The sequence below is a fragment of the Helicobacter pylori genome (genome assembly GCF_006439795.1).
GTDB classification, from domain to species: Bacteria; Campylobacterota; Campylobacteria; order Campylobacterales; family Helicobacteraceae; genus Helicobacter; species Helicobacter pylori_CR.
This window is the reverse complement of the sequence record NZ_VEYL01000001.1, coordinates 178,848-198,918: the sequence shown is the minus strand read 5'-3', so window position 1 is coordinate 198,918 and position 20,071 is coordinate 178,848. Positions and strand designations below refer to the sequence as shown.

Genomic DNA, 20,071 nt, shown 5'->3' with positions numbered 1-20,071 from the left:
ACCGACATCAACAGAACGAATATTTTCAATCTAACCCTTTTAATTTTTTTGCTTGTTTGCTTGACTAATTTGAGCGTATCATAACATTTTTAATGAAAACATAAGCTTTTTATGGCTAAAATGACCCCTAAGCTCTTATTTGGACCTATGCAATAGGATTTTAGGGTAACGCTTCAGGGTAGGAATACAGCAGAGTCCCCTAATTTCTTGTGTGCCTTAGCCATCTGAATAGGAGTGCTTCAAAATAATATTAACTTTTTAAAACTAACTCTTCAAAAGTTTCTCACGCCACTCTGTAGGGTAGTCTTTTTGTAACGCTTTCACTTTGTTCACATGACTAGAATCCGAATTAAAGATTTTCAAATAACGCCCCAAACCCTCCAAACTCACATCAATCATGTTAGAATTCCCGTTGCCCAGATTTTTGACTAAAACCTGCCTGGCATACAAAGGGGTGTTTTCTAAAAAAGAAATTTCAGTCTCGCTCAAAGGCACATTGAAATGGTGTTTTAACTCCCTAGCGTTTTTTTGCGGGTACAAAATAAGAGTCCCCATGTTGCTTAAAAAACTATGAGCGTTTTTAACCCCACTTAATTGGTAAATATCTTGCAAAGCCAACACCACCACGCCATTAGCTTTCCTGGCTTGCGTGATTAAAGCGTTGATTTTAGCGTTCAGTAAATCGTTTTCCACATAGGATTTAAACTCGTCTAAAAAAACCAAAAAACCGCTGTCGTTTTTCCTGGATTCTTCTAAGATTTTATAAAACAAATAATAGGCCAAAAGCCCTAAGTCTTTAGGGTTTTGGGTGATAGTGTCCAGGTTTATCACATTTAAAAAAGCGTTGGAGTTGAACGCGTCATTCAAAGCGTTAAAAAGGGGGTTATTCAAATACGGCTCCAAGCTCAAGCCCAATTGGTTAGATGAGGTTCTTTTAAGCGTTTCTTTAAAATCTAGCAAACTAAAAGCTTTAGGGTATAAGGTCTCATAAAGGCTCTTAATCGCGCTAAAAATCGCATTCATATCTTCCAAGGCTTCTTTATCCCTTGAAGGGGCGAGATCAAACATGCTCAAAAAAAAGGATTGCAAAAATTCTAAATTCTGCAAATTAGGCTCTAAACAAAAGGGGTTGATGCTAAAAGATTTGCCATCATGGTAATGCCCTTTAAAAAATTTTGTGAAAGAATACAGCCCTTGCATCCTGTCAAAAGCTAAAAGGCGCATGTTTTGGTATTTCAAAGCGCTCATCATTAAAAAACTAATCAGCGTGCTTTTACCGCTCCCGGTAGCCCCTATGATTAGAGTATGCCCATTCACTCTGGCGATTTCTTTAGCGTTGTTGTGGCTCACTTCTTGGTTGTGGAAATTGAATAAAAAAGGGGAATAATCCAAATTTTTAAACACGCTCAAAGGGCTATTCCCCCATGAATTAGCCTTAAAACCTAAATTTTGCCTTTCAAACACCATCAAACACGCCAGGGCTTTAGAGGTTAAAAAACGCAAGCGGTGGTTTAAATGGATGCGTTCAGGGAAAAAGGAAAAATACCCCCCTTTCAAGCCAAAAGTTTCTATAACGCCCACTAAGTTTTCTTTAAATAAAAGCCCTAAAATTAAGCTCGTTTGAGCGTCTAAATCCTCTAAACTGGGGGCTTTGATAAGAACGTTTAGGGCGAATTTTTGCATGGATAAGCGTTTGGTTTTGACTAATTCCTGGTATTCTAGCAGCTCGTTTTTAACAAGATTGGACATGCTAAACTTGGCTCTCTCTTTTAAAAAACTCAGCGTTTTATTGACGCTCACAGGCTCTATGGAAAAGATAATATCCAAAGGCGTCTCTTGGTATAAAAGCGCTCCCACCGCTATAGAAGTGATACGTTCGCTCTCATAAGCCTTAATGCCAATCAAGCGGTTATAGGTTTTTTGGTTAAAACCCTCTTGAATGAAGTAATCTTTTTCAAAAGTGATAGAACTAGCGATATAGCTATCGCTCAAATACCCTCCTACTAGAGGCCTTAAAGGGAGATCAAACCCATTAATGTATTCTGCATAAAAATTCAAAACCTCTTTAGAGTTTAAGAGTTTGGGGGCATAGTTTTTGAGCTGGATTTCTAAGCTTTTTAAAGTTTCTTGCAAAAAATGCGCTTTATAAGAGAGAATGTCCTTAAAATTTTCCCTATTAGCATGCATGAGAGATTTTTTCTTATGCTCCAAAACACCTTGTAAAGAGTGAGTGCTTTCTAAAACTAAAAAATACTGATTCTCATACACTTCTTTATTTTCAAATTGATTCAAAATCGCTTGCAAGTATTGAGAATCAGTTTGAATGTTTTGTTTATAATCAATTTTACGCCTTTTAACCACTAGGCGCGCCACGACTTTTTCTAAAGAATCCAACGCCATTTGGCGCTCGGTGAAAAGATCTTGCAATTGCTCTGTGCTTAAATGGGTGTAACTCACCCCCTCTAAACGGAGGATGCCCACTAAGTTTTCGTTTTTAGTGAGTAAAAAATGCTCATCATACAAGCCTAAAATGTTGTTTTCTTCGCTCATAGAATAGCTTTTAGGCAAAACCCCTAAAAAATAGTTTGAAACTTTTTGTTTGACAGCGTTCAAAAGCTTTTCTAACATCCTACGCTCTATAACATTTGGTTTTAGTCTTTATTTTGCTTTTAGCCACGATAATATCTGCAATGTCTTCATCAAAAAATTCCAGCACGCTAAAGAGCGCTAAAAACCCTAAATACAATAAAAAAGCGCTCAACAAATCAATCCAAGGGAGCAAAATAAAAGGCGCAAAAACAGAAATCAAATAAGACTTAGCGTTCAGCCATAAAAATTTTTCTTTAACCGAAATTTCACGCAAATTCTTCACGCTCGCTGACAGGATAATCATTAAAAAATTCCCATAAACCAATTCGCTAAACTCGGGGCTTTAAAGAATAAAAAAATCCCAAACACCACGCCAAGGATCGTGAATAAAATCTCTTTCCACCGGTCTAAATTCCTCCACACATAAATAGCGATCCCTATGAAAATCACCATTAAAATCCCCTTAGCGATGGGGCTTTTGAGCTGGGCTTCTAGGGCGTTAAAAAACCCCTCTAAACCTTCAGCGAACAAACTTGAAACGCACATGCCTACTAAAAAAATGATTTTTAAAAAATGAGCGGACATCAAAACCCTTTTGTTTAATTTTAATTAACTTTATGAAGCTTTATTATCTCAAAAAAACCATAAAAACTCCCTAAAAGGGGTCAAAAAGGGTGTATTTAATCTTTGAAAGGGTAAAAAAGCAAAGTCAAAGTGGTAAAAGCCTTACTATTCCACGATTTGATAGACATAAGAAAGATTGGTGTGTTCTTTGGTTTGTAGGGTGTCTTCTTCTAAGAGGCTTTGAATCTTTTCAAAACTATATTGCAAATGGTTGTAAGCAACAATCACCACCTCATCGCCTTTTTGTAAAAAATGCTCTTGCGCAAAAGGCATATAAGGGGTAGCCCCAATCGCAAAAATCATTTTAGTAGGGAAATTATGGCGCTCTAAAAAAGGTCTTAGAGCCTCTAAAGAATCGCCATCTTGTTGGTAGTTTAGTCGGTCTTTGATCCAGTCTAAAAGCTTTTGATAAAAAAATTCGTATTTGATCAATTTGCTGTTTTCCCCATAAATGTGCCAAACATTGTCGTATTTCAAAAAAGACGCGATAGAGAAATTGTTACACACCCCCCCATAAACAAACCTGTCAATGGGCAATTTCTGCCCTATGCCTTTAGAAGCGGGTGAAAAATTCTTTTTTTGGGAGAGCTTTGCGGCTTCTAGATTACGCACAGAAGCGTCATTAAACGCCATGAAAAAATTAGGCACAAGCTTGGTTACCAAATGTTTTTCATCGTATTTAACATCGCATTCTAAAGCGATTTCTGGCTCTGCTTGCACTTTCAAATTTGGATCATTAGGCAAAATAATCTTATGGTTATTAATGCAACAACGCCCCAAATAGCAATTCTCATACGGGATATAAAAAGGGAATAGCCCCTTAGGGGCGTCCTTTTCTTCGCTTTTCATGTTAATAAAACTATGACTCTCTCCTGCTTGCTCCAAATGCCCTGCAAAATTCCCCACCACACCAAAACCTAAAAACTCTTGCATGCAAACCTCCTAAAAAACCGCTTAATCATTAGAGCTTTTTTCATTATAGCATAAAAGAAAACCCCTAAAACCCTCAAAAACTCCCTTTTAAGCGAACAAATACTCTCTAGCGCTCTCTTTATCCAAAGGGTAAAGCTCGCGTTTTTCATTCCCTATTTGAATGAGGTAAGCTTGATTTTTTAAAGTCTTAGCATAGCCTAAAGCGATACGGCCGGCCAATTCTTTATCTTCTTTGCTGGCGTTTTTATCCACTAAACTCAAAGGGCCTTTACAGCTTATCAATTCAATCTTATCCATTAAGGGGTGTTGGATGTCTAGCTTATGGTTTTCTTCTTCATTCCTTGCCACCACCAAACGAGCGTTATGGGGTAAGATAAAATAACGCCCGTTTTTGACAATCACGCCATCTTCAAACACCATTTCTCTGTATTCTTTCAAATTCTTAATCTTATTGCTCACTTGAATATCCGTAAGCAAGCACCCCCCACCTGGCTTTTCATAATATTTCAAGCCATAATCTTTGATCATTTGTAATTGCCTAGTGCGCCCCCTACCACTCACATCTAAAAGCTTTTCTCTATCAACAAAACCCTTTTTTTCCATAAAAGTAGGCTCTAAAAGTTTAGCGCTCATGGGCCTTAAGAGCAATTCGTCTAAAAATTGCGGCTTTTCACCGCTTGCTTGCGTTCGGTCTAAAATAGGATCAAAACGAGCCTCTTCGCCCACTTCTCTGACTAATTTCCTCACCTGATTGAGCGCTTCTTTCCTTTGGGATTTAGGGCGTTGCCCTAGCACTTCCCCGCTCAAAACAAAATCCGCATCCAATTCAAGCATTTTATAAAAAGCGTTCCTAAACATGTTGGCATGGCAGTCAATACAAGGGTTGAAATATTTCCCATAGCCGTATTTGGGCTTGAACAACACATCGTTAAAAAACTGCTCTCTAATATCGCACACTAGGAGCTTAGCCCCAATTTGCGCGGTGGCGTTTTCAAAATACTCTCTTTTATCTTTATTCCCCCCAAACCCTATATTAAAGTGCAAAGCGGTTACCTCAATGCCTTGATCAATGAGTAATTTCATGGACAACAAACTATCCAACCCCCCACTAAATAAGGCTAAAGCTTTTATTTTTTTCATATGGCGACTAATTCTCCTTGTTTTAATTTCATAATGGCCTGGCGAGCCTTTTTCAAACAGATCATTTTTTCGCTAAACGGGAGCGAGCTTTTAGGGATTTCCTTGAGTTGCCGCTCAAAATAGCGCAAAATCAACAAACGCAATTCCTTTTCAAAACCCCCTTTTTTTAGGGGTAAATTCGCATCTAATAATAACGCAACTAATTTAGGGTCGTCTAATTTTTCTTGACACAAAGCGTCAAATTCTTGTTTTTTATGCAAGAATACCCCACTATGGATATAGCCCACCGCCAAATCCAACAAGCTTCTGTCTTCTAAAAGATAGCGGATCACTAATTTTTCTAAAAATTCCAAACTGAGCGCGTTAGAAACATGCACAAACTTTTGAGAGCGATTAGGTTTTTCTGTTTTGGGGTAAAAAGGCTGAAAAGAAATTGGCTCTCTAATCCCTAAAACATGCAAAGGCGCTTGTAAAAGCGCAGCGATTAAGGGCTTGTATTCATTTTGTAAAAGCAAGGAAAAGTTTTTCAAAAACCCTAACATTTCTTTAAGGGCCTTATCTTTTTCTAAAGGATCGTCTAAAAGATAAGAACCCGCCATGTGCCTTAAAACAAATTCAATAAAAGCCATGGGGCGCGATAGCCAATTTTTTAAGGTTTCAATCTGATGATTAGCGATCATATCCGCTGGATCGAGATTGTTTTCAAACAAAATCACCCCCCCTTTCCTTTGCTCTTTAGCCAACATCAAGCTCGCTTTATAAGCCGCCTTTCGCCCTGCCTTATCCCCATCATAGCTCAAAAGGATTTCTGGATCGCCTTTTTTAAGCAAGGGCAAATGCGATGGCGTCAAGGCTGTCCCAAGCGTGGCTATGGCGTTTTTAAAACCCGCCTGGTGCAATAAAATCACATCCAAATACCCTTCTGTTACGATGACTTGCTTTTGTTTATAGATGTGTTCTTTAGCCAAATGGTAGCCATAGAGCAAACTGGATTTATCAAAAAGCTTATTTTGGGGCGAATTGATATATTTGGCCGCCTTTTCTTTTAAGGTGCGCCCTCCAAAACCCACCACTTGAGCGCTAGGGCTATAAATAGGGAACATGATGCGATCCAAAAAGCGCAAATAGGTTTTCTGATCGTTATCGTTTTTGCCTAGCACGCCTAATTCAATGAGCTTGTCTTTATTCAAGCCTTTATTTTCAATGCCGTAATCAATTCTATTCGTGCATAAGCCTAATTTAAACGCTTTGATGCTCTCTATGCTAAGCCCTCTTTTTTGCAAATAATTCAAAAAAAACGGGGCGTTAAAAAGCTCTTCTTGATACAACGAGCTCACCATTTCTAAAAGGTGGTAATCTTCTTTATGATCGTAATAAACGCCTTTGTCATACTCTAAAGCTACATTGAATCGGCGGGCTAATTTCTCAAGCGCTTCCACAAACGAAAGTTTTTCAAACTCCATCACAAATTTAATGCTATCCCCGCTCGCCCCACACCCAAAGCAATGGTAAAACCCTTTAATTTGATTGACGCTAAAACTCGCGCTCCTTTCTTCATGAAAAGGGCAACAAGCCATGTAATTCGAACCTGATTTCCTCAAATCCACATAAGAGCTAATGACTTCTACAATGTCTATCGTTTGTAAAAGGCGATCAATGGAACTTTTAAGAATCATTTTTCATGCTTTCTTCATCTTGCTTTCTTGTTTTAAGCTGTTTGAATGAATTATACTCAATAAATAAAATCTTAAAAAAGGTTTGTTAATAACGCCCCCCCTTTTTCTAATCCTTATATTTTTAAACTAATGAAATTTTATACAAATAGACTTAATAATCCTTATAGTTATAGTCTTAGCTTCGTTTTTATGGCTTGACTTATCCCTAAAAATGCGCTATAGTTATGTCGCTTAATAACAATAAGCGCTAAATTTCTATTTTATTTATCAAAACTTAGGAGAACTGAAATGAAGTTTCAACCATTGGGAGAAAGGGTCTTAGTAGAAAGACTTGAAGAAGAGAACAAAACCAGTTCAGGCATCATCATCCCTGATAACGCTAAAGAAAAGCCTTTAATGGGCGTAGTCAAAGCCGTTAGCCATAAAATCAGTGAGGGTTGCAAATGCGTTAAAGAAGGCGATGTGATCGCTTTTGGCAAATACAAAGGCGCAGAAATCGTTTTAGACGGCACTGAATACATGGTGTTAGAACTAGAAGACATTCTAGGCATTGTGGGCTCAGGCTCTTGCTGTCATACAGGTAATCATGACCATAAACATGCTAAAGAGCATGAAGCTTGCTGTCATGATCACAAAAAACACTAAAAAACATTATTATTAAGGATACAAAATGGCAAAAGAAATTAAATTTTCAGATAGCGCAAGAAACCTTTTATTTGAAGGCGTGAGACAACTCCATGACGCTGTTAAAGTAACTATGGGGCCAAGAGGCAGGAATGTGTTGATCCAAAAAAGCTATGGCGCTCCAAGCATCACCAAAGATGGCGTGAGCGTGGCTAAAGAGATTGAATTAAGTTGCCCGGTGGCTAACATGGGTGCTCAACTCGTTAAAGAAGTGGCGAGCAAAACCGCTGATGCTGCCGGCGATGGCACGACCACCGCAACCGTGCTGGCTTATAGCATTTTTAAAGAGGGCTTGAGGAACATCACGGCTGGGGCTAACCCTATTGAAGTGAAACGAGGCATGGATAAAGCCGCTGAAGCGATTATCAATGAGCTTAAAAAAGCGAGCAAAAAAGTGGGCGGTAAAGAAGAAATCACCCAAGTGGCGACCATTTCTGCAAACTCCGATCACAATATCGGGAAACTCATCGCTGACGCTATGGAAAAAGTGGGTAAAGATGGCGTGATCACCGTTGAAGAAGCTAAGGGCATTGAAGATGAACTAGATGTCGTAGAAGGCATGCAATTTGATAGAGGCTACCTCTCCCCTTACTTTGTAACCAACGCTGAGAAAATGACCGCTCAATTGGATAACGCTTACATCCTTTTAACGGATAAAAAAATCTCTAGCATGAAAGACATTCTCCCGCTATTGGAAAAAACCATGAAAGAGGGCAAACCGCTTTTAATCATCGCTGAAGACATTGAGGGCGAAGCTTTAACGACTCTAGTGGTGAATAAATTAAGAGGCGTGTTGAATATCGCAGCGGTTAAAGCTCCAGGCTTTGGGGACAGAAGAAAAGAAATGCTAAAAGACATCGCTATTTTAACCGGCGGTCAAGTCATTAGCGAAGAATTAGGCTTGACTTTAGAAAACGCTGAAGTGGAGTTTTTAGGCAAAGCCGGAAGGATTGTGATTGACAAAGACAACACCACGATCGTAGATGGCAAAGGCGATAGCCATGATGTCAAAGACAGAGTCGTGCAAATCAAAACCCAAATTGCAAGCACGACAAGCGATTATGACAAAGAAAAATTGCAAGAAAGATTGGCTAAACTCTCTGGCGGTGTGGCTGTGATTAAAGTGGGCGCTGCGAGTGAAGTGGAAATGAAAGAGAAAAAAGACCGGGTGGATGATGCGTTGAGCGCGACTAAAGCGGCTGTTGAAGAAGGCATTGTGATTGGCGGCGGTGCGGCTCTCATTCGCGCGGCTCAAAAAGTGCATTTGAATTTACACGATGATGAAAAAGTGGGCTATGAAATCATCATGCGCGCCATTAAAGCCCCATTAGCTCAAATCGCTATCAATGCCGGTTATGATGGCGGTGTGGTCGTGAATGAAGTGCAAAAACACGAAGGGCATTTTGGTTTTAACGCTAGCAATGGCAAGTATGTGGATATGTTTAAAGAAGGCATTATTGACCCCTTAAAAGTAGAAAGGATCGCTTTACAAAATGCGGTTTCGGTTTCAAGCCTGCTTTTAACCACAGAAGCCACCGTGCATGAAATCAAAGAAGAAAAAGCGGCCCCAGCAATGCCTGATATGGGTGGCATGGGCGGAATGGGAGGCATGGGCGGCATGATGTAAGCCCCCTTGCTTTGATTCTTTCCTTGATAAAAGCCCTCTTTTTAGGGGCTTTTATTGGAAAAAACCGCTCGCTTTTAAAAACGCACCACAAAAAATCTCTGTTAAGCTTTTATCATTAGCGCTCCATTAAAACAAAATCTAAAAACTCTTTCCAATACCACCCAAACAAAAGCGCAAAAAACGCAAAAATTCTAAAATTTTCTCCAAATGACAAAAAAAAAAAAACGATTTTATGCTACAATGCTTTTAATACATTCTTACTTAATGTATAAAATCTCACTCAATTTAATTTCAAAGGATATTCATGAAAAAAACCCTTTTACTCTCTCTCTCTCTCGCTTCATCGCTTTTAAACGCTGAAGACAACGGCTTTTTTATAAGCGCCGGCTATCAAATCGGTGAAGCCGCTCAAATGGTGAAAAACACCGGCGAATTGAAAAGACTTTCAGACACTTATGAGAATTTGAGCAATCTTTTAAGCAATTTTAACAATCTCAATCAGGCGGTAACGAACGCGAGCAGCCCTTCAGAAATCAATGCTGCGATCGATAATTTAAAAGCCAACACGCAAGGGTTGACTGGCGAAAAAGACAATTCCCCGGCGTATCAAGCGGTGTATTTGGCGCTCAATGCGGCGGTGGGGCTGTGGAATGTGATAGCCTATAATGTCCAATGCGGTCCCGGTAATAGTGGGCAACAAAGCGTAATTTTTGATGGCCAACCAGGGCACACTTCAAGTTCCATTAATTGTAATTTAACCGGATATAACAATGGGGTTAGCGGTCCTTTAAGCATTGATAACATGAAAAAGCTTAACGACGCTTATCAGGTTCTCCAACAAGCGTTAAAACAAGGGGTGCCTGTCTTGAATAACACGAGTCAAAAGATAGAAGTCAAAGTAACAACGCAAACTAATGGGCAAACTAGTAAAGAAACTACTACTACTACTACTACTACTAATGACGCTCAAACCCTTTTGCAAGAAGCCAATAAAATGATAAGCGTCCTCACTACAAACTGCCCATGGGTCAATCACAATCAAGGACAAAATGGGGGCGCGCCGTGGAGTTTAAATACAGCCGGGAATGTGTGTCAGGTTTTTGCCACTGAATTTAGCGCCGTTACTAGCATGATCAAAAACGCGCAAGAAATCGTAACGCAAGCTCAAAGCCTTAACAACCAGCAAAACAATCAAAACGCGCCACAAGATTTCAACCCTTACACCTCTTCTGATAGGGCTTTCGCTCAAAACATGCTCAATCATGCGCAAGCGCAAGCCAAGATGCTTGAACTAGCCGCTCAAATGAAAAAAGACCTTAACACTATCCCAAGCCAATTTATCACAAATTACTTGGCAGCTTGCAGAAGTGATGGCACAACACCTAGTGAAGGGGTTACTAACAACACTTGGGGAGCCGGTTGCGCCTATGTAGAAGAGACCATAACGGCTTTAAACAACAGCCTTGCACATTTTGGCACTCAAGCCGAGCAAATCAAGCAATCTGAGTTGTTGGCGCGCACGATACTTGATTTTAGAGGCAGCCTTAGCAATTTAAACAACACTTATAACAGCATCACCACGACCGCTTCAAACACGCCTGATTCCCCATTCCTTAAAAATTTGATAAGCCAATCCACTAACCCTAATAACCCCGAGGGTTTAAAGACCGTTTATCAACTCAACCAAAGCGCCTATTCGCAATTATTAAGCGCCACGCAAGAATTAGGGCATAACCCTTTCAGACGCATTGGATTAATCAGCTCTCAAACCAACAACGGCGCGATGAATGGGATCGGTGTGCAAATAGGGTATAAACAATTTTTTGGTGAAAAGAAACGATGGGGGGCTAGATATTACGGCTTTTTTGATTACAACCATGCTTATATCAAATCCAGCTTTTTCAATTCAGCCTCTGATGTGTTCACTTATGGGGTAGGGACAGATGTCCTCTATAACTTTATCAATGATAAAGCCACCAAAAACAGTAAGGTTTCTTTTGGGGTATTTGGGGGTATCGCCTTAGCGGGCACTTCGTGGCTCAATTCCCAATACGTGAATTTAGCGACATTCAATAATTTCTATAGCGCTAAAATGAATGTGGCGAATTTCCAATTCTTATTCAATTTGGGCTTGAGAATGAATCTCGCTAAGAATAAGAAAAAAGCGAGCGATCATGCAGCTCAGCATGGCGTGGAATTAGGCGTGAAGATCCCCACGATCAACACCAATTACTATTCTTTGCTAGGCACTCAACTCCAATACCGCAGGCTTTATAGCGTGTATCTCAACTATGTGTTTGCTTACTAATGTTTGGCTCTTTGTAAAACTCCCTTTTTAAGGGATTTCTTTTAAAGCCTTTCTTTTTTAAAGCCTTTCTTTTTTTAAACCCTCTTTTTTTGGGGGGATTTTAGTTGTGAGTGTAGGGGAGAAAATGGTTTCAAAGCAATTCCTATCCCTTTAAGAAAATAAAATAAAACTTAAGAAAATGCGTTTTATAACAAAATAAGATCTAAAACAATAAAACAAAACCCCATTTTTTAAAAATGAAATTTTTTAAACAAAAAAGCATTAAATCCCAATAATATTGATCTTGATAAAAACAAAGCTTTTTAAAACCCCTAAAAACAAGACTAACCAACAATAAAATCGTATGGCGTCTGTTGCGATCCTTATAGCGTTAAAGAGCAAACCAAGTTTTTTATTTAAGCAAAAAGCTGTTATGCCGTTTTAAGAGCGCATCATTTCTATGAAAATATTTTTCAGTTATTCTTGACAAGCGTTAAAAAAAATTGTATCATTATCTTTTTTTGTGAGACCCGTTAGCTCAGCTGGTAGAGCAATTCCCTTTTAAGGAATGGGCCGTTGGTTCAAATCCAACACGGGTCACCATGAGCATCGTGGCTCCTTCATCTAGTGGTTAGGATACCACCCTTTCACGGTGGTTACAGGGGTTCAAATCCCCTAGGAGTCACCACTCTTTTATACGGGTTTAGTTGGATTTTATCTCAATATTTTGGTCGCTTAGCTCAGTTGGTAGAGCGCTACCCTTACAAGGTAGATGTCATAAGTTCGAGTCTTATAGCGACCACCATGACTAAAGCATGCATTTTTAGGCTATGGATTTTGGATAGGGAGCGGTAGTTCAGCTGGTTAGAATATCTGCCTGTCACGCAGGGGGTCGCGGGTTCGAGTCCCGTCCGCTCCGCCACCAAGAACTTTTTAAATCATTTTCTACGCTTTATTTCCAATATAATAGTCAATCGTTAAAAATGACCCTTTCATCTAGTGGCCAAGGATACCACCCTTTCACGGTGGAAACGGAAGTTCAAATCTTTCAAGGGTCGCCACAAAAATTCCAAACTACACCCATAAATTATCTAAAAGCCTGGTTTTGCCCACACGAGCCGCCACTAAAATGAGCGTGTTAGTTGGCTCTATGGTTTTTAAAGGCTCTAGCTTGTGGTTGCAAAATTCCAAATAATCCACTTCCAAGGTTTCTAAAATTTCAAGCCCTAGTTTTTTAAGCTTTTCGCACGCTTTTTCGCCCTTATCTATGGCTTGCTTGATGTTTTCTAGAGCTTTTGGAATGGCTAGGGCTTGTTTTCTCTCTATCGCATTCAAATACACATTCCTAGAGCTTAACGCCAAATTATCGCTATCGCGCACGATTTCGCACGGCGTTATTTCAATGTCTAAAAGCAAATCTTTGACTAAATGCTGGATGATTAAAAGCTGTTGGGCGTCCTTTTTGCCAAAATACGCTCTAGTGGGATTAACAAGATGGAACAATCTTAACACGATCTGAACAACCCCATCAAAATGCCCCTCACGCACTGCTCCCTCTAAAGAATGGGATAAAAATTTAGGGGCGTGGAGCTTTAGGCGTTGCTCTGCTTCATAGGGATACATTTCGCTCATTTCAGGTGCAAACACCGCATTAACGCCCAATCCTTCACACAAAGCCAAATCCTTTTCTAAAGGGCGTGGGTAAGCACTAAAATCTTCGTTAGCCCCAAATTGCGTGGGATTGACAAAAATGCTCACAATCGTGTGGGGATTTTCTTTCAAACTCCTTTCTATCAGGCTTTGATGCCCTTTGTGTAAAGCCCCCATAGTCGGCACAAACCCCACGCTTTTTTTCAAACTTTTACGATACTCTCTTAAAGCCGCAATCGTTTCTAACACTCGCATTTAACAATCCTTTAAAAGCTCTAAAACCACTTCTCTAGGCTCTTTAGCCTGATAAATGGGGCGGCCCACCACAATAAAATCGCTTAAATTTTGTTTGGCCTCTTTAGCGTTCGCCACCCTTTCTTGATCTTCTTTATCATTTTTATCCAGCCTTATGCCAGGGGTTAAAGTCAAAAAGCCTTGACCCAAAGCCTCTTTAACCGCCAAACTTTCAAACACCGAACACACCACCCCATCAATCCCGCTCTCTTTACCCATAGCGCTTAATTTAATCGCTTGAGTTTTTAAAGGGGCGTTATACACCATCAAAAATTCCTCTTCGCTAAAGCTGGTTAAAGCGCTCACGCCCATGATTAAAGGGCGTTTTTTAAGAGCGTTTAGGCGTTGCATTAAAATGGTTAGCGCGCTTTTAGCGCTGCTTAAATGCACGGTGAGCATATCAACTTCCAATTTCGCGCATTCTAGCGCGGCATTTGCCATAGTATAAGGAATATCATAGAGCTTCAAATCCAAAAAGATCTTAAAATTTTCATCAATCTTTCTGATTTCATCTAAAAAACTAGCCCCATCTCTTATAAAAGATCTAAGCCCCACCTTAGCCCATAAATCTAAGCCCTTCAATTCTTGCAATAAAGAAAGATTGTCCTCTTTTTTTTCTAAATCCAATGCGACACATAATTGCATGAAAGCCCTTTAAAGTGTAAAATAACGCCATTATAACAAAAAGAAATGCAAGATTTTTAGCTATGATAAGCGTTTTAAAAACAAACGAATTTTAATCAAATGAGATTTAAGGGTTAAAGAGTGAAAGCGTTTTTAGGAGCGTTAGAATTTCAAGAGAATGAATACGAAGAGCTTAAAGGGCTTTATGAGAGCTTAAAAACCAAGCAAAAGCCCCACACTTTGTTCATTTCTTGCGTGGATTCACGAGTCGTGCCTAATCTAATCACTGGCACCAAACCGGGCGAATTGTATGTGATCCGCAACATGGGCAATGTGATCCCCCCTAAAACAAGCTATAAAGAATCCCTTTCTACCATTGCGAGCATTGAATACGCTATTGCGCATGTGGGTATTCAAAACATTATTATTTGCGGGCATAGCGATTGTGGGGCTTGCGGGAGCATTCATTTAATCCATGATGAAACCACCAAAGCTAAAACCCCTTACATTGCAGACTGGATACAATTTTTAGAGCCTATTAAACAAGAGTTAAAAAACCACCCGCAATTCAGCAACCATTTTGCCAAGCGTTCATGGCTTACAGAGCGTTTGAATGTGCGCTTGCAACTCAACAACCTCTTAAGCTATGATTTCATTCAAGAAAGAGTGATGGATAACGAATTGAAAATTTTTGGTTGGCACTATATCATAGAAACAGGCAGGATTTATAATTATAATTTTGAAAGCCATTTTTTTGAGCCGATTGAAGAAACCATTAAACAAAGGAAAAGTCATGAAAACTTCTAACACAAAAACCCCCAAACCCGTTTTAATCGCCGGGCCATGCGTCATTGAGAGTTTAGAAAATCTAAGAAGCATCGCTATTAAATTACAACCCCTAGCCAACAACGAGCGGTTGGATTTTTATTTTAAAGCGAGTTTTGATAAGGCTAACCGCACGAGTTTGGAGAGTTACAGAGGGCCTGGTTTAGAAAAAGGCCTAGAAATGTTACAAATTATCAAAGATGAATTTGGCTATAAGATTTTAACCGATGCGCATGAGAGCTATCAAGCAAGCGTGGCAGCCAAAGTAGCGGATATTTTACAAATCCCGGCGTTTTTGTGCCGCCAAACAGATCTGATTGTAGAAGTGAGCCAAACTAACGCTATTATCAATATCAAAAAAGGGCAATTCATGAACCCAAAAGACATGCAATATTCTGTCTTAAAAGCCCTTAAAACGAGAGATAAAAGCATTCAAAGCCCCACTTATGAAACAGCGTTAAAAAATGGCGTGTGGCTGTGTGAAAGGGGGAGCAGCTTTGGGTATGGGAATTTAGTGGTGGATATGCGCTCTTTAAAAATCATGCGAGAGTTTGCCCCTGTGATTTTTGACGCTACCCACAGCGTGCAAATGCCAGGGGGAGCGAACGGGAAAAGTTCAGGAGACAGCTCTTTTGCTCCCATTTTAGCCAGAGCGGCGGCGGCAGTGGGGGTTGATGGACTATTCGCTGAAACGCACATTGATCCTAAAAACGCCCTAAGCGATGGAGCAAACATGCTAAAACCTGATGAGTTAGAACACTTAGTAACCGACATGTTAAAAATCCAAAATTTATTTTAAAGGAATTTCATGCGAATCATAGAAGGGAAATTGCAATTACAAGGGAATGAAAAAATCGCTATTTTAACCTCGCGCTTCAATCATATCATCACAGACAGATTGCAAGAAGGGGCGATGGATTGCTTTAAAAGGCATGGGGGCGATGAGGATCTTTTAGATCTCGTGCTAGTGCCTGGGGCTTATGAATTGCCTTTGATTTTAGACAAATTGTTAGAGAGTGAAAAATACGATGGCGTGTGCGTTTTAGGAGCCATTATTAGAGGGGGGACTCCGCATTTTGACTACGTGAGCGCAGAAGCGACTAAGGGCATTGCTAGCGCGATGTTAAAATACAGCATGCCGGTAAGCTTTGGCGTGCTTACCACGGACAATATTGAACAAGCGATTGAAAGAGCGGGCAGTAAAGCCGGAAACAAGGGCTTTGAAGCAATGAGCACCCTCATTGAATTGTTGAGCTTGTGCCAAACTCTCAAGGGTTAAAATGGCGACACGAACTCAAGCCAGGGGGGCTGTGGTTGAATTGTTGTATGCGTTTGAAAGCGGTAATGAAGAAATTAAAAAAATCGCTTCCAACATGCTAGAAGAAAAAAAGATTAAAAATAACCAATTGGCTTTTGCCTTAAGCCTTTTTAATGGCGTGTTAGAAAAAATCAATGAGATTGACGCTCTTATTGAACCGCATTTAAAAGATTGGGATTTCAAGCGATTAGGGAGCATGGAAAAGGCGATTTTACGCTTAGGGGCGTATGAAATTGGCTTCACGCCTACACAAAACCCTATCATCATCAATGAATGCATAGAGCTTGGCAAACTCTACGCTGAGCCTAACACCCCTAAATTTTTGAACGCTATCTTGGATTCTTTGAGCAAAAAGCTCGCTCAAAAACCCTTGAATTAAGGGCGTTTTATGCTTAAATTTAAAAAATGATGCTGTAATCACTAATCACTAATCACTAATCACTAATCACTTCACTAAAAAAGGGGGTTGGTGGGATTTGAGTGAGCGGTAGAAGTAAAATCAAGGGAGTCAATTGTGATTTATGCATTAGCTGTATTCCTTCCATGGGTTAGCTTTTTTCTTGAGAGGTAGGATTTTTTCGGCTATATTCAGCTTTATTCTTTGGGTCATTCTTGGTTATAATATTTTTGATATTGTTTATTCAGTCGGCTATATTCAGCTTTATTCTTTGGGTCATTCTTGGTTATAATATTTTTGATATTGTTTATTCAGGAGGTGGGGTTTTCAGTCTTTTAGAGCCATTTCTTTGTGGGTAATATTGACCACTTGGTATTGTTTGGTCATGCATGGGGACCAAAGACGAAAGGAAATGGAACAACTTGTTAATGCTATTGAAACAAACTCCGGTAAATCTTTGCACTACGAAACACAACAAGCAAATGAATATAATGATACGAAACAATCTGTTAGTGAAACCGCTAAGGCAAATTCTAATGAAACTAATACAACTCGCATTTTTATTTGTGTGGTTATTTTCTTTTTAGCCATTATTTTGTTAGCTGTTTTTCTTAGAAAAGGAGGGTATCAATTAAGCAATAACCAAAGAATTGACGCTAAAAATCCCAGCCATGAGAATTACAAAAAAAATGATAACAACCGCTCCAAACCGCTTAACCCCTAATAACCTTAAGTATAAAATGGCAAAAGTAAAGGTTAGAAAAAATGGGGATAAAAATCCCCCCTTTAGCGTTTAAAAGAATTGATGCTTTAAAGCAATCTATAGAGTTAAGGGCGTTGGGCTTTTGAGTTTAAGCCTTTTTAGAATATTAAGTGTAGTTTTAGACAAATGATATTAAAATCAGTAATCACTTTAGAAAAACAGCGATGGAGTGCGAAAAGTCGTTTGTTTTTAATAAGTGATAAAACAATATAAAGGAATAATATGGCATACAAATATGATAGAGATTTGGAATTTTTAAAGCAATTGGAATCTAGTGATTTATTGGATTTGTTCGAGGTGCTTGTTTTTGGTAAAGACGGCGAAAAAAGACACAATGAAAAACTCACAAGCTCCATAGAATACAAAAGGCATGGCGATGATTACGCTAAATACGCAGAAAGAATCGCTGAAGAGTTGCAATACTATGGGAGCAATAGTTTTGCGAGCTTCATTAAAGGCGAAGGAGTCTTATACAAAGAGATCCTATGCGATGTGTGCGATAAATTAAAGGTCAATTACAACAAGAAAACCGAAACGACTTTAATTGAACAAAACATGCTTTCTAAAATCTTAGAAAGAAGTTTGGAAGAAATGGATGATGAAGAAGTGAAAGAAATGTGCGATGAATTGTCCATAAAAAACACGGACAATTTAAACAGACAAGCCTTAAGCGCGGCGACTTTAACGCTGTTTAAAATGGGAGGCTTTAAATCTTATCAATTAGCGGTCATTGTTGCGGATGCGGTCGCAAAAACCATTCTAGGGCGTGGTTTATCGCTTGCGGGCAATCAGGTGCTTACAAGAACTCTGAGCTTTTTAACAGGCCCTGTTGGCTGGATCATTACAGGCGTATGGACAGCGATTGATATTGCAGGGCCGGCTTATAGGGTAACCATACCGGCATGCATTGTGGTCGCCACTTTACGCCTAAAAACACAGCAAGCCAGTGAAGATAAGAAGTCGTTGCAAATAGAATCCATTTAAGCTTTTTTTTAGGGAAAAGGGTATAGAATGGAGACCTAGATGCGAGAATGCATCTGGTTTTTATTTTAATTTAAGGGAGACAAAATGAGTAACAGTTGCAGTAATCAAAACCACAATCAAAAAGGTGATGCTAAAAATCAAAACAACGAAAGCTGTCAAAAAAATAGCCAAAACCAAGCTAATCAATGCAACGCTAACCACGGACATAAAAACAATAAAAAGTAAGGGTTAGAGGGTTAAAGGAGGGGGTTTCTTGTGCCAAAAATCAAAACAGCGTTTCATTAAATTAGCCCTACCCAAAGAAATCAATAAGTCTCCTACTTTCAAATCAAATTTATCTTATCCAAAATGATAAGCGTATCAAAACATTTTAATTATTATCATTCTCTGGTTGTAAAATCCATAAAGCCCATTAGCATTTGTAACGCAATATTCATGCGCAGTTAGCGGGTGTGTTTAAGCCTTTTAGGGCGTTAAACATGATTTTAAAAAATGATGCACTAATCACTAATCACTAAAGAGAGGGTTGGTGGGATTTGAGCGGTGGTAGGAATAAAATTAAAGGGATTGCATGGCATACAAATAGCGACTTGGAATTTTTAAATCACTTAAGCTCTAATGATTTGAAAGATTTGTTTGGTGCGCTTGTTTATGATAAAGATGGCACACTAAGAATGAATGAAGAATTGACAAATTCAACAGAATATAAAAGGTATGGCCATGATTACGCTAAATACCCCAGAAGAATCGCTGAAGAATTGCAGCGTTATGGGGGCAATAGTTTTGCGAATTTTTTTTAGAGATGAAGGGGTCTTATATAAAGAGATTTTGTGCGATGCGTGCGATCATTTAAAGATTAATTACAATGAAAAATCTGAAATCTCTTTGATTGAACAAAACATGCTTTCTAAACTTTTGAAAGATAGTTTAGAGCGAATGGATGGGAGAGAGATCAAAGAACTCTGCGATGAATTGGGCATGACAAATATTGATAAAGTGATTGGTGAAAACAAACAAGTCCCAATCGCATCTATTTTAACGCTGTTTAAAGCGGGTGGCTCTCATTCTTATGCGTTGGCTATGGCTGTTGCAGATGCAATGGTAAGACAAACTCTAGGGCATGGTTTATCGTCTGTGGTGGGTAAAGTAGCGCTTAAAAAAACTCTAGGCATTTTAGCTGGGTCTATTGGTTGGGTCATTACGGGCACGTTAGTGAGCGTCAATCTTGCAGGGCCAGCTTATAGGGTAACCGTGCCTGCATGCGTTTTGGTTGCCACCTTACGCAAAAAATTAAAAGCATAAGAAGCAAGACTGAAAGCGGAACAAGAAGCAAAATTAAAAGCAGAACAGGAAGCAAAATTAAAAGCAGAACAGGAAGCAAAATTAAAAGCAGAACAGGAAGCAAAATTAAAAGCAGAACAGGAAGCAAAATTAAAAGCAGAACAGGAAGCAAAACAGAAAGCACAACAAGAAGCGGATGAAACCAATAAAACATGGTATCTGGTTATTGTTTTTTGTATTCTTGTTGGTCTGGCTGTTTTTTACATGAAAGGGAAACACCATTCAAGCAACAACCCAAAAAGCGGTGTTGAAAACCTTAAAAACCCTAGCCACAAAAATTAAAGAATGGCAACAACCGCTCCAAAACATAAAACC

The 20,071-nt window shown here is 39.3% G+C and carries 18 protein-coding genes, 5 tRNA genes, 1 other RNA gene and 2 pseudogenes; 18 read left to right on the top strand and 8 right to left on the bottom strand.

The features are described 5' to 3' along the window. Positions 1-136 precede the first annotated feature (136 nt). An RNA gene (gene ffs / locus FIM66_RS00980) (signal recognition particle sRNA small type) lies at positions 137-234 on the top strand. A 30-nt stretch (positions 235-264) separates the two neighbouring features. Here ffs and FIM66_RS00975 read toward each other — a convergent pair. From FIM66_RS00975 to dnaG, 6 genes are all read right to left on the bottom strand, one after another. Further along, positions 265-2,628 carry a VirB4 family type IV secretion/conjugal transfer ATPase gene (locus FIM66_RS00975; RefSeq protein ID WP_140547957.1) on the bottom strand — a complete coding sequence of 788 codons (2,364 nt, stop codon included), beginning with the start codon at positions 2,626-2,628 and terminating at the stop codon, positions 265-267. A gap of 1 nt (position 2,629) precedes the next feature. Further along, positions 2,630-2,893 (bottom strand): hypothetical protein, encoded by a 264-nt coding sequence (locus tag FIM66_RS00970; RefSeq protein ID WP_000584956.1) that lies wholly within the window; start codon positions 2,891-2,893, stop codon positions 2,630-2,632. Further along, on the bottom strand, positions 2,893-3,174 hold the full coding sequence (locus FIM66_RS00965; RefSeq protein WP_001272686.1) for a TrbC/VirB2 family protein: 282 nt from the start codon (positions 3,172-3,174) through the stop codon (positions 2,893-2,895). Before FIM66_RS00965 ends, FIM66_RS00970 begins: the two co-directional genes overlap by 1 nt. Positions 3,175-3,318: 144 nt before the next feature. Then, positions 3,319-4,146, bottom strand: a complete 828-nt coding sequence (locus FIM66_RS00960; protein ID WP_140489657.1) for a DUF5718 family protein — start codon at positions 4,144-4,146, stop codon at positions 3,319-3,321. Positions 4,147-4,233: 87 nt separating this feature from the next. After that, positions 4,234-5,286 carry an MnmA/TRMU family protein gene (locus tag FIM66_RS00955; RefSeq protein ID WP_140547958.1) on the bottom strand — a complete coding sequence of 351 codons (1,053 nt, stop codon included), beginning with the start codon at positions 5,284-5,286 and terminating at the stop codon, positions 4,234-4,236. Beyond that, positions 5,283-6,962, bottom strand: coding sequence for a DNA primase (gene dnaG, locus FIM66_RS00950; RefSeq protein ID WP_140547959.1), 1,680 nt, complete (start codon positions 6,960-6,962; stop codon positions 5,283-5,285). The genes FIM66_RS00955 and dnaG overlap by 4 nt, the downstream gene beginning before the upstream one ends. Positions 6,963-7,250: 288 nt before the next feature. Between dnaG and groES the strand changes: the two genes are divergently transcribed. The 8 genes from groES to FIM66_RS00900 all read left to right on the top strand — a co-directional run bounded on the left by groES (position 7,251) and on the right by FIM66_RS00900 (position 12,621). Further along, positions 7,251-7,607, top strand: a complete 357-nt coding sequence (gene groES / locus FIM66_RS00940; RefSeq protein WP_000671934.1) for a co-chaperone GroES — start codon at positions 7,251-7,253, stop codon at positions 7,605-7,607. Between the two features lie 25 nt (positions 7,608-7,632). Beyond that, positions 7,633-9,273 (top strand): chaperonin GroEL, encoded by a 1,641-nt coding sequence (gene groL / locus FIM66_RS00935; protein ID WP_140599806.1) that lies wholly within the window; start codon positions 7,633-7,635, stop codon positions 9,271-9,273. Positions 9,274-9,577: 304 nt separating this feature from the next. Further along, positions 9,578-11,581 (top strand): Hop family adhesin HopZ, encoded by a 2,004-nt coding sequence (gene hopZ / locus FIM66_RS00930; protein WP_140599805.1) that lies wholly within the window; start codon positions 9,578-9,580, stop codon positions 11,579-11,581. Positions 11,582-12,087: 506 nt separating this feature from the next. Then, positions 12,088-12,163 (top strand) — tRNA-Lys (locus tag FIM66_RS00920). Positions 12,164-12,173: 10 nt separating this feature from the next. Continuing rightward, positions 12,174-12,248 (top strand) — tRNA-Glu (locus FIM66_RS00915). Between the two features lie 41 nt (positions 12,249-12,289). Further along, positions 12,290-12,365 (top strand) — tRNA-Val (locus FIM66_RS00910). 40 nt (positions 12,366-12,405) lie between these two features. Next, a tRNA-Asp gene (locus FIM66_RS00905) sits at positions 12,406-12,482 on the top strand. Positions 12,483-12,545: 63 nt separating this feature from the next. Continuing rightward, a tRNA-Glu gene (locus FIM66_RS00900) sits at positions 12,546-12,621 on the top strand. Between the two features lie 13 nt (positions 12,622-12,634). Here the strand turns inward: FIM66_RS00900 and panC are convergent. Continuing rightward, positions 12,635-13,465: a pantoate--beta-alanine ligase gene (gene panC / locus FIM66_RS00895; protein ID WP_140599804.1), complete on the bottom strand. Its 831-nt coding sequence runs from the start codon at positions 13,463-13,465 to the stop codon at positions 12,635-12,637. Beyond that, complete coding sequence (pyrF, locus tag FIM66_RS00890) at positions 13,466-14,149, bottom strand: orotidine-5'-phosphate decarboxylase (RefSeq protein ID WP_140599803.1); 684 nt, start codon at positions 14,147-14,149, stop codon at positions 13,466-13,468. Positions 14,150-14,269: 120 nt separating this feature from the next. Here pyrF and FIM66_RS00885 point away from each other — a divergent pair, with 120 nt between their 5' ends. The 9 genes and pseudogenes from FIM66_RS00885 (at position 14,270) to FIM66_RS07995 (ending at position 20,038) form a co-directional block, all read left to right on the top strand. After that, complete coding sequence (locus tag FIM66_RS00885; protein ID WP_140599802.1) at positions 14,270-14,935, top strand: carbonic anhydrase; 666 nt, start codon at positions 14,270-14,272, stop codon at positions 14,933-14,935. Further along, on the top strand, positions 14,922-15,752 hold the full coding sequence (gene kdsA / locus FIM66_RS00880) for a 3-deoxy-8-phosphooctulonate synthase (RefSeq protein WP_140599801.1): 831 nt from the start codon (positions 14,922-14,924) through the stop codon (positions 15,750-15,752). The genes FIM66_RS00885 and kdsA overlap by 14 nt, the downstream gene beginning before the upstream one ends. 9 nt (positions 15,753-15,761) lie before the next feature. After that, entirely contained in the window at positions 15,762-16,232 is a 471-nt protein-coding gene (ribH, locus tag FIM66_RS00875) for a 6,7-dimethyl-8-ribityllumazine synthase (protein WP_140498913.1), read from the top strand. A 1-nt stretch (position 16,233) separates the two neighbouring features. After that, positions 16,234-16,650 (top strand): transcription antitermination factor NusB, encoded by a 417-nt coding sequence (gene nusB, locus FIM66_RS00870; protein WP_053460082.1) that lies wholly within the window; start codon positions 16,234-16,236, stop codon positions 16,648-16,650. A gap of 135 nt (positions 16,651-16,785) precedes the next feature. Beyond that, positions 16,786-16,960 (top strand): annotated as a pseudogene (locus tag FIM66_RS08100) (flagellar biosynthesis protein FlgG). A gap of 120 nt (positions 16,961-17,080) precedes the next feature. Next, the gene (locus tag FIM66_RS00860) at positions 17,081-17,392 is read left to right on the top strand and encodes a hypothetical protein (protein ID WP_238699997.1); all 312 of its coding nucleotides are present in this window, start codon (positions 17,081-17,083) and stop codon (positions 17,390-17,392) included. Between the two features lie 261 nt (positions 17,393-17,653). Beyond that, positions 17,654-18,415, top strand: a complete 762-nt coding sequence (locus FIM66_RS00855; protein WP_140547963.1) for a YaaW family protein — start codon at positions 17,654-17,656, stop codon at positions 18,413-18,415. An 84-nt stretch (positions 18,416-18,499) separates the two neighbouring features. Next, the gene (locus FIM66_RS08000; RefSeq protein ID WP_162979252.1) at positions 18,500-18,640 is read left to right on the top strand and encodes a hypothetical protein; all 141 of its coding nucleotides are present in this window, start codon (positions 18,500-18,502) and stop codon (positions 18,638-18,640) included. A 365-nt stretch (positions 18,641-19,005) separates the two neighbouring features. Beyond that, positions 19,006-20,038: pseudogene (locus FIM66_RS07995) on the top strand (YaaW family protein). Positions 20,039-20,071 lie beyond the last annotated feature (33 nt).

Excerpts from the sequence above, each read along its gene's own strand:
- ribH (WP_140498913.1), top strand. The coding sequence starts at position 15,762 with ATGCGAATCATAGAAGGGAAATTGCAATTACAAGGGAATGAAAAAATC.
- FIM66_RS00960 (WP_140489657.1), bottom strand. The coding sequence starts at position 4,146 with ATGCAAGAGTTTTTAGGTTTTGGTGTGGTGGGGAATTTTGCAGGGCAT.
- FIM66_RS00965 (WP_001272686.1), bottom strand. The coding sequence starts at position 3,174 with ATGTCCGCTCATTTTTTAAAAATCATTTTTTTAGTAGGCATGTGCGTT.
- FIM66_RS00975 (WP_140547957.1), bottom strand. The coding sequence starts at position 2,628 with ATGTTAGAAAAGCTTTTGAACGCTGTCAAACAAAAAGTTTCAAACTAT.
- panC (WP_140599804.1), bottom strand. The coding sequence starts at position 13,465 with ATGCGAGTGTTAGAAACGATTGCGGCTTTAAGAGAGTATCGTAAAAGT.
- FIM66_RS00855 (WP_140547963.1), top strand. The coding sequence starts at position 17,654 with ATGGCATACAAATATGATAGAGATTTGGAATTTTTAAAGCAATTGGAA.
- pyrF (WP_140599803.1), bottom strand. The coding sequence starts at position 14,149 with ATGCAATTATGTGTCGCATTGGATTTAGAAAAAAAAGAGGACAATCTT.
- groES (WP_000671934.1), top strand. The coding sequence starts at position 7,251 with ATGAAGTTTCAACCATTGGGAGAAAGGGTCTTAGTAGAAAGACTTGAA.
- nusB (WP_053460082.1), top strand. The coding sequence starts at position 16,234 with ATGGCGACACGAACTCAAGCCAGGGGGGCTGTGGTTGAATTGTTGTAT.
- FIM66_RS00955 (WP_140547958.1), bottom strand. The coding sequence starts at position 5,286 with ATGAAAAAAATAAAAGCTTTAGCCTTATTTAGTGGGGGGTTGGATAGT.
- groL (WP_140599806.1), top strand. The coding sequence starts at position 7,633 with ATGGCAAAAGAAATTAAATTTTCAGATAGCGCAAGAAACCTTTTATTT.
- FIM66_RS00860 (WP_238699997.1), top strand. The coding sequence starts at position 17,081 with ATGGAACAACTTGTTAATGCTATTGAAACAAACTCCGGTAAATCTTTG.
- hopZ (WP_140599805.1), top strand. The coding sequence starts at position 9,578 with ATGAAAAAAACCCTTTTACTCTCTCTCTCTCTCGCTTCATCGCTTTTA.
- dnaG (WP_140547959.1), bottom strand. The coding sequence starts at position 6,962 with ATGATTCTTAAAAGTTCCATTGATCGCCTTTTACAAACGATAGACATT.
- FIM66_RS08000 (WP_162979252.1), top strand. The coding sequence starts at position 18,500 with ATGAGTAACAGTTGCAGTAATCAAAACCACAATCAAAAAGGTGATGCT.
- FIM66_RS00970 (WP_000584956.1), bottom strand. The coding sequence starts at position 2,893 with ATGATTATCCTGTCAGCGAGCGTGAAGAATTTGCGTGAAATTTCGGTT.
- kdsA (WP_140599801.1), top strand. The coding sequence starts at position 14,922 with ATGAAAACTTCTAACACAAAAACCCCCAAACCCGTTTTAATCGCCGGG.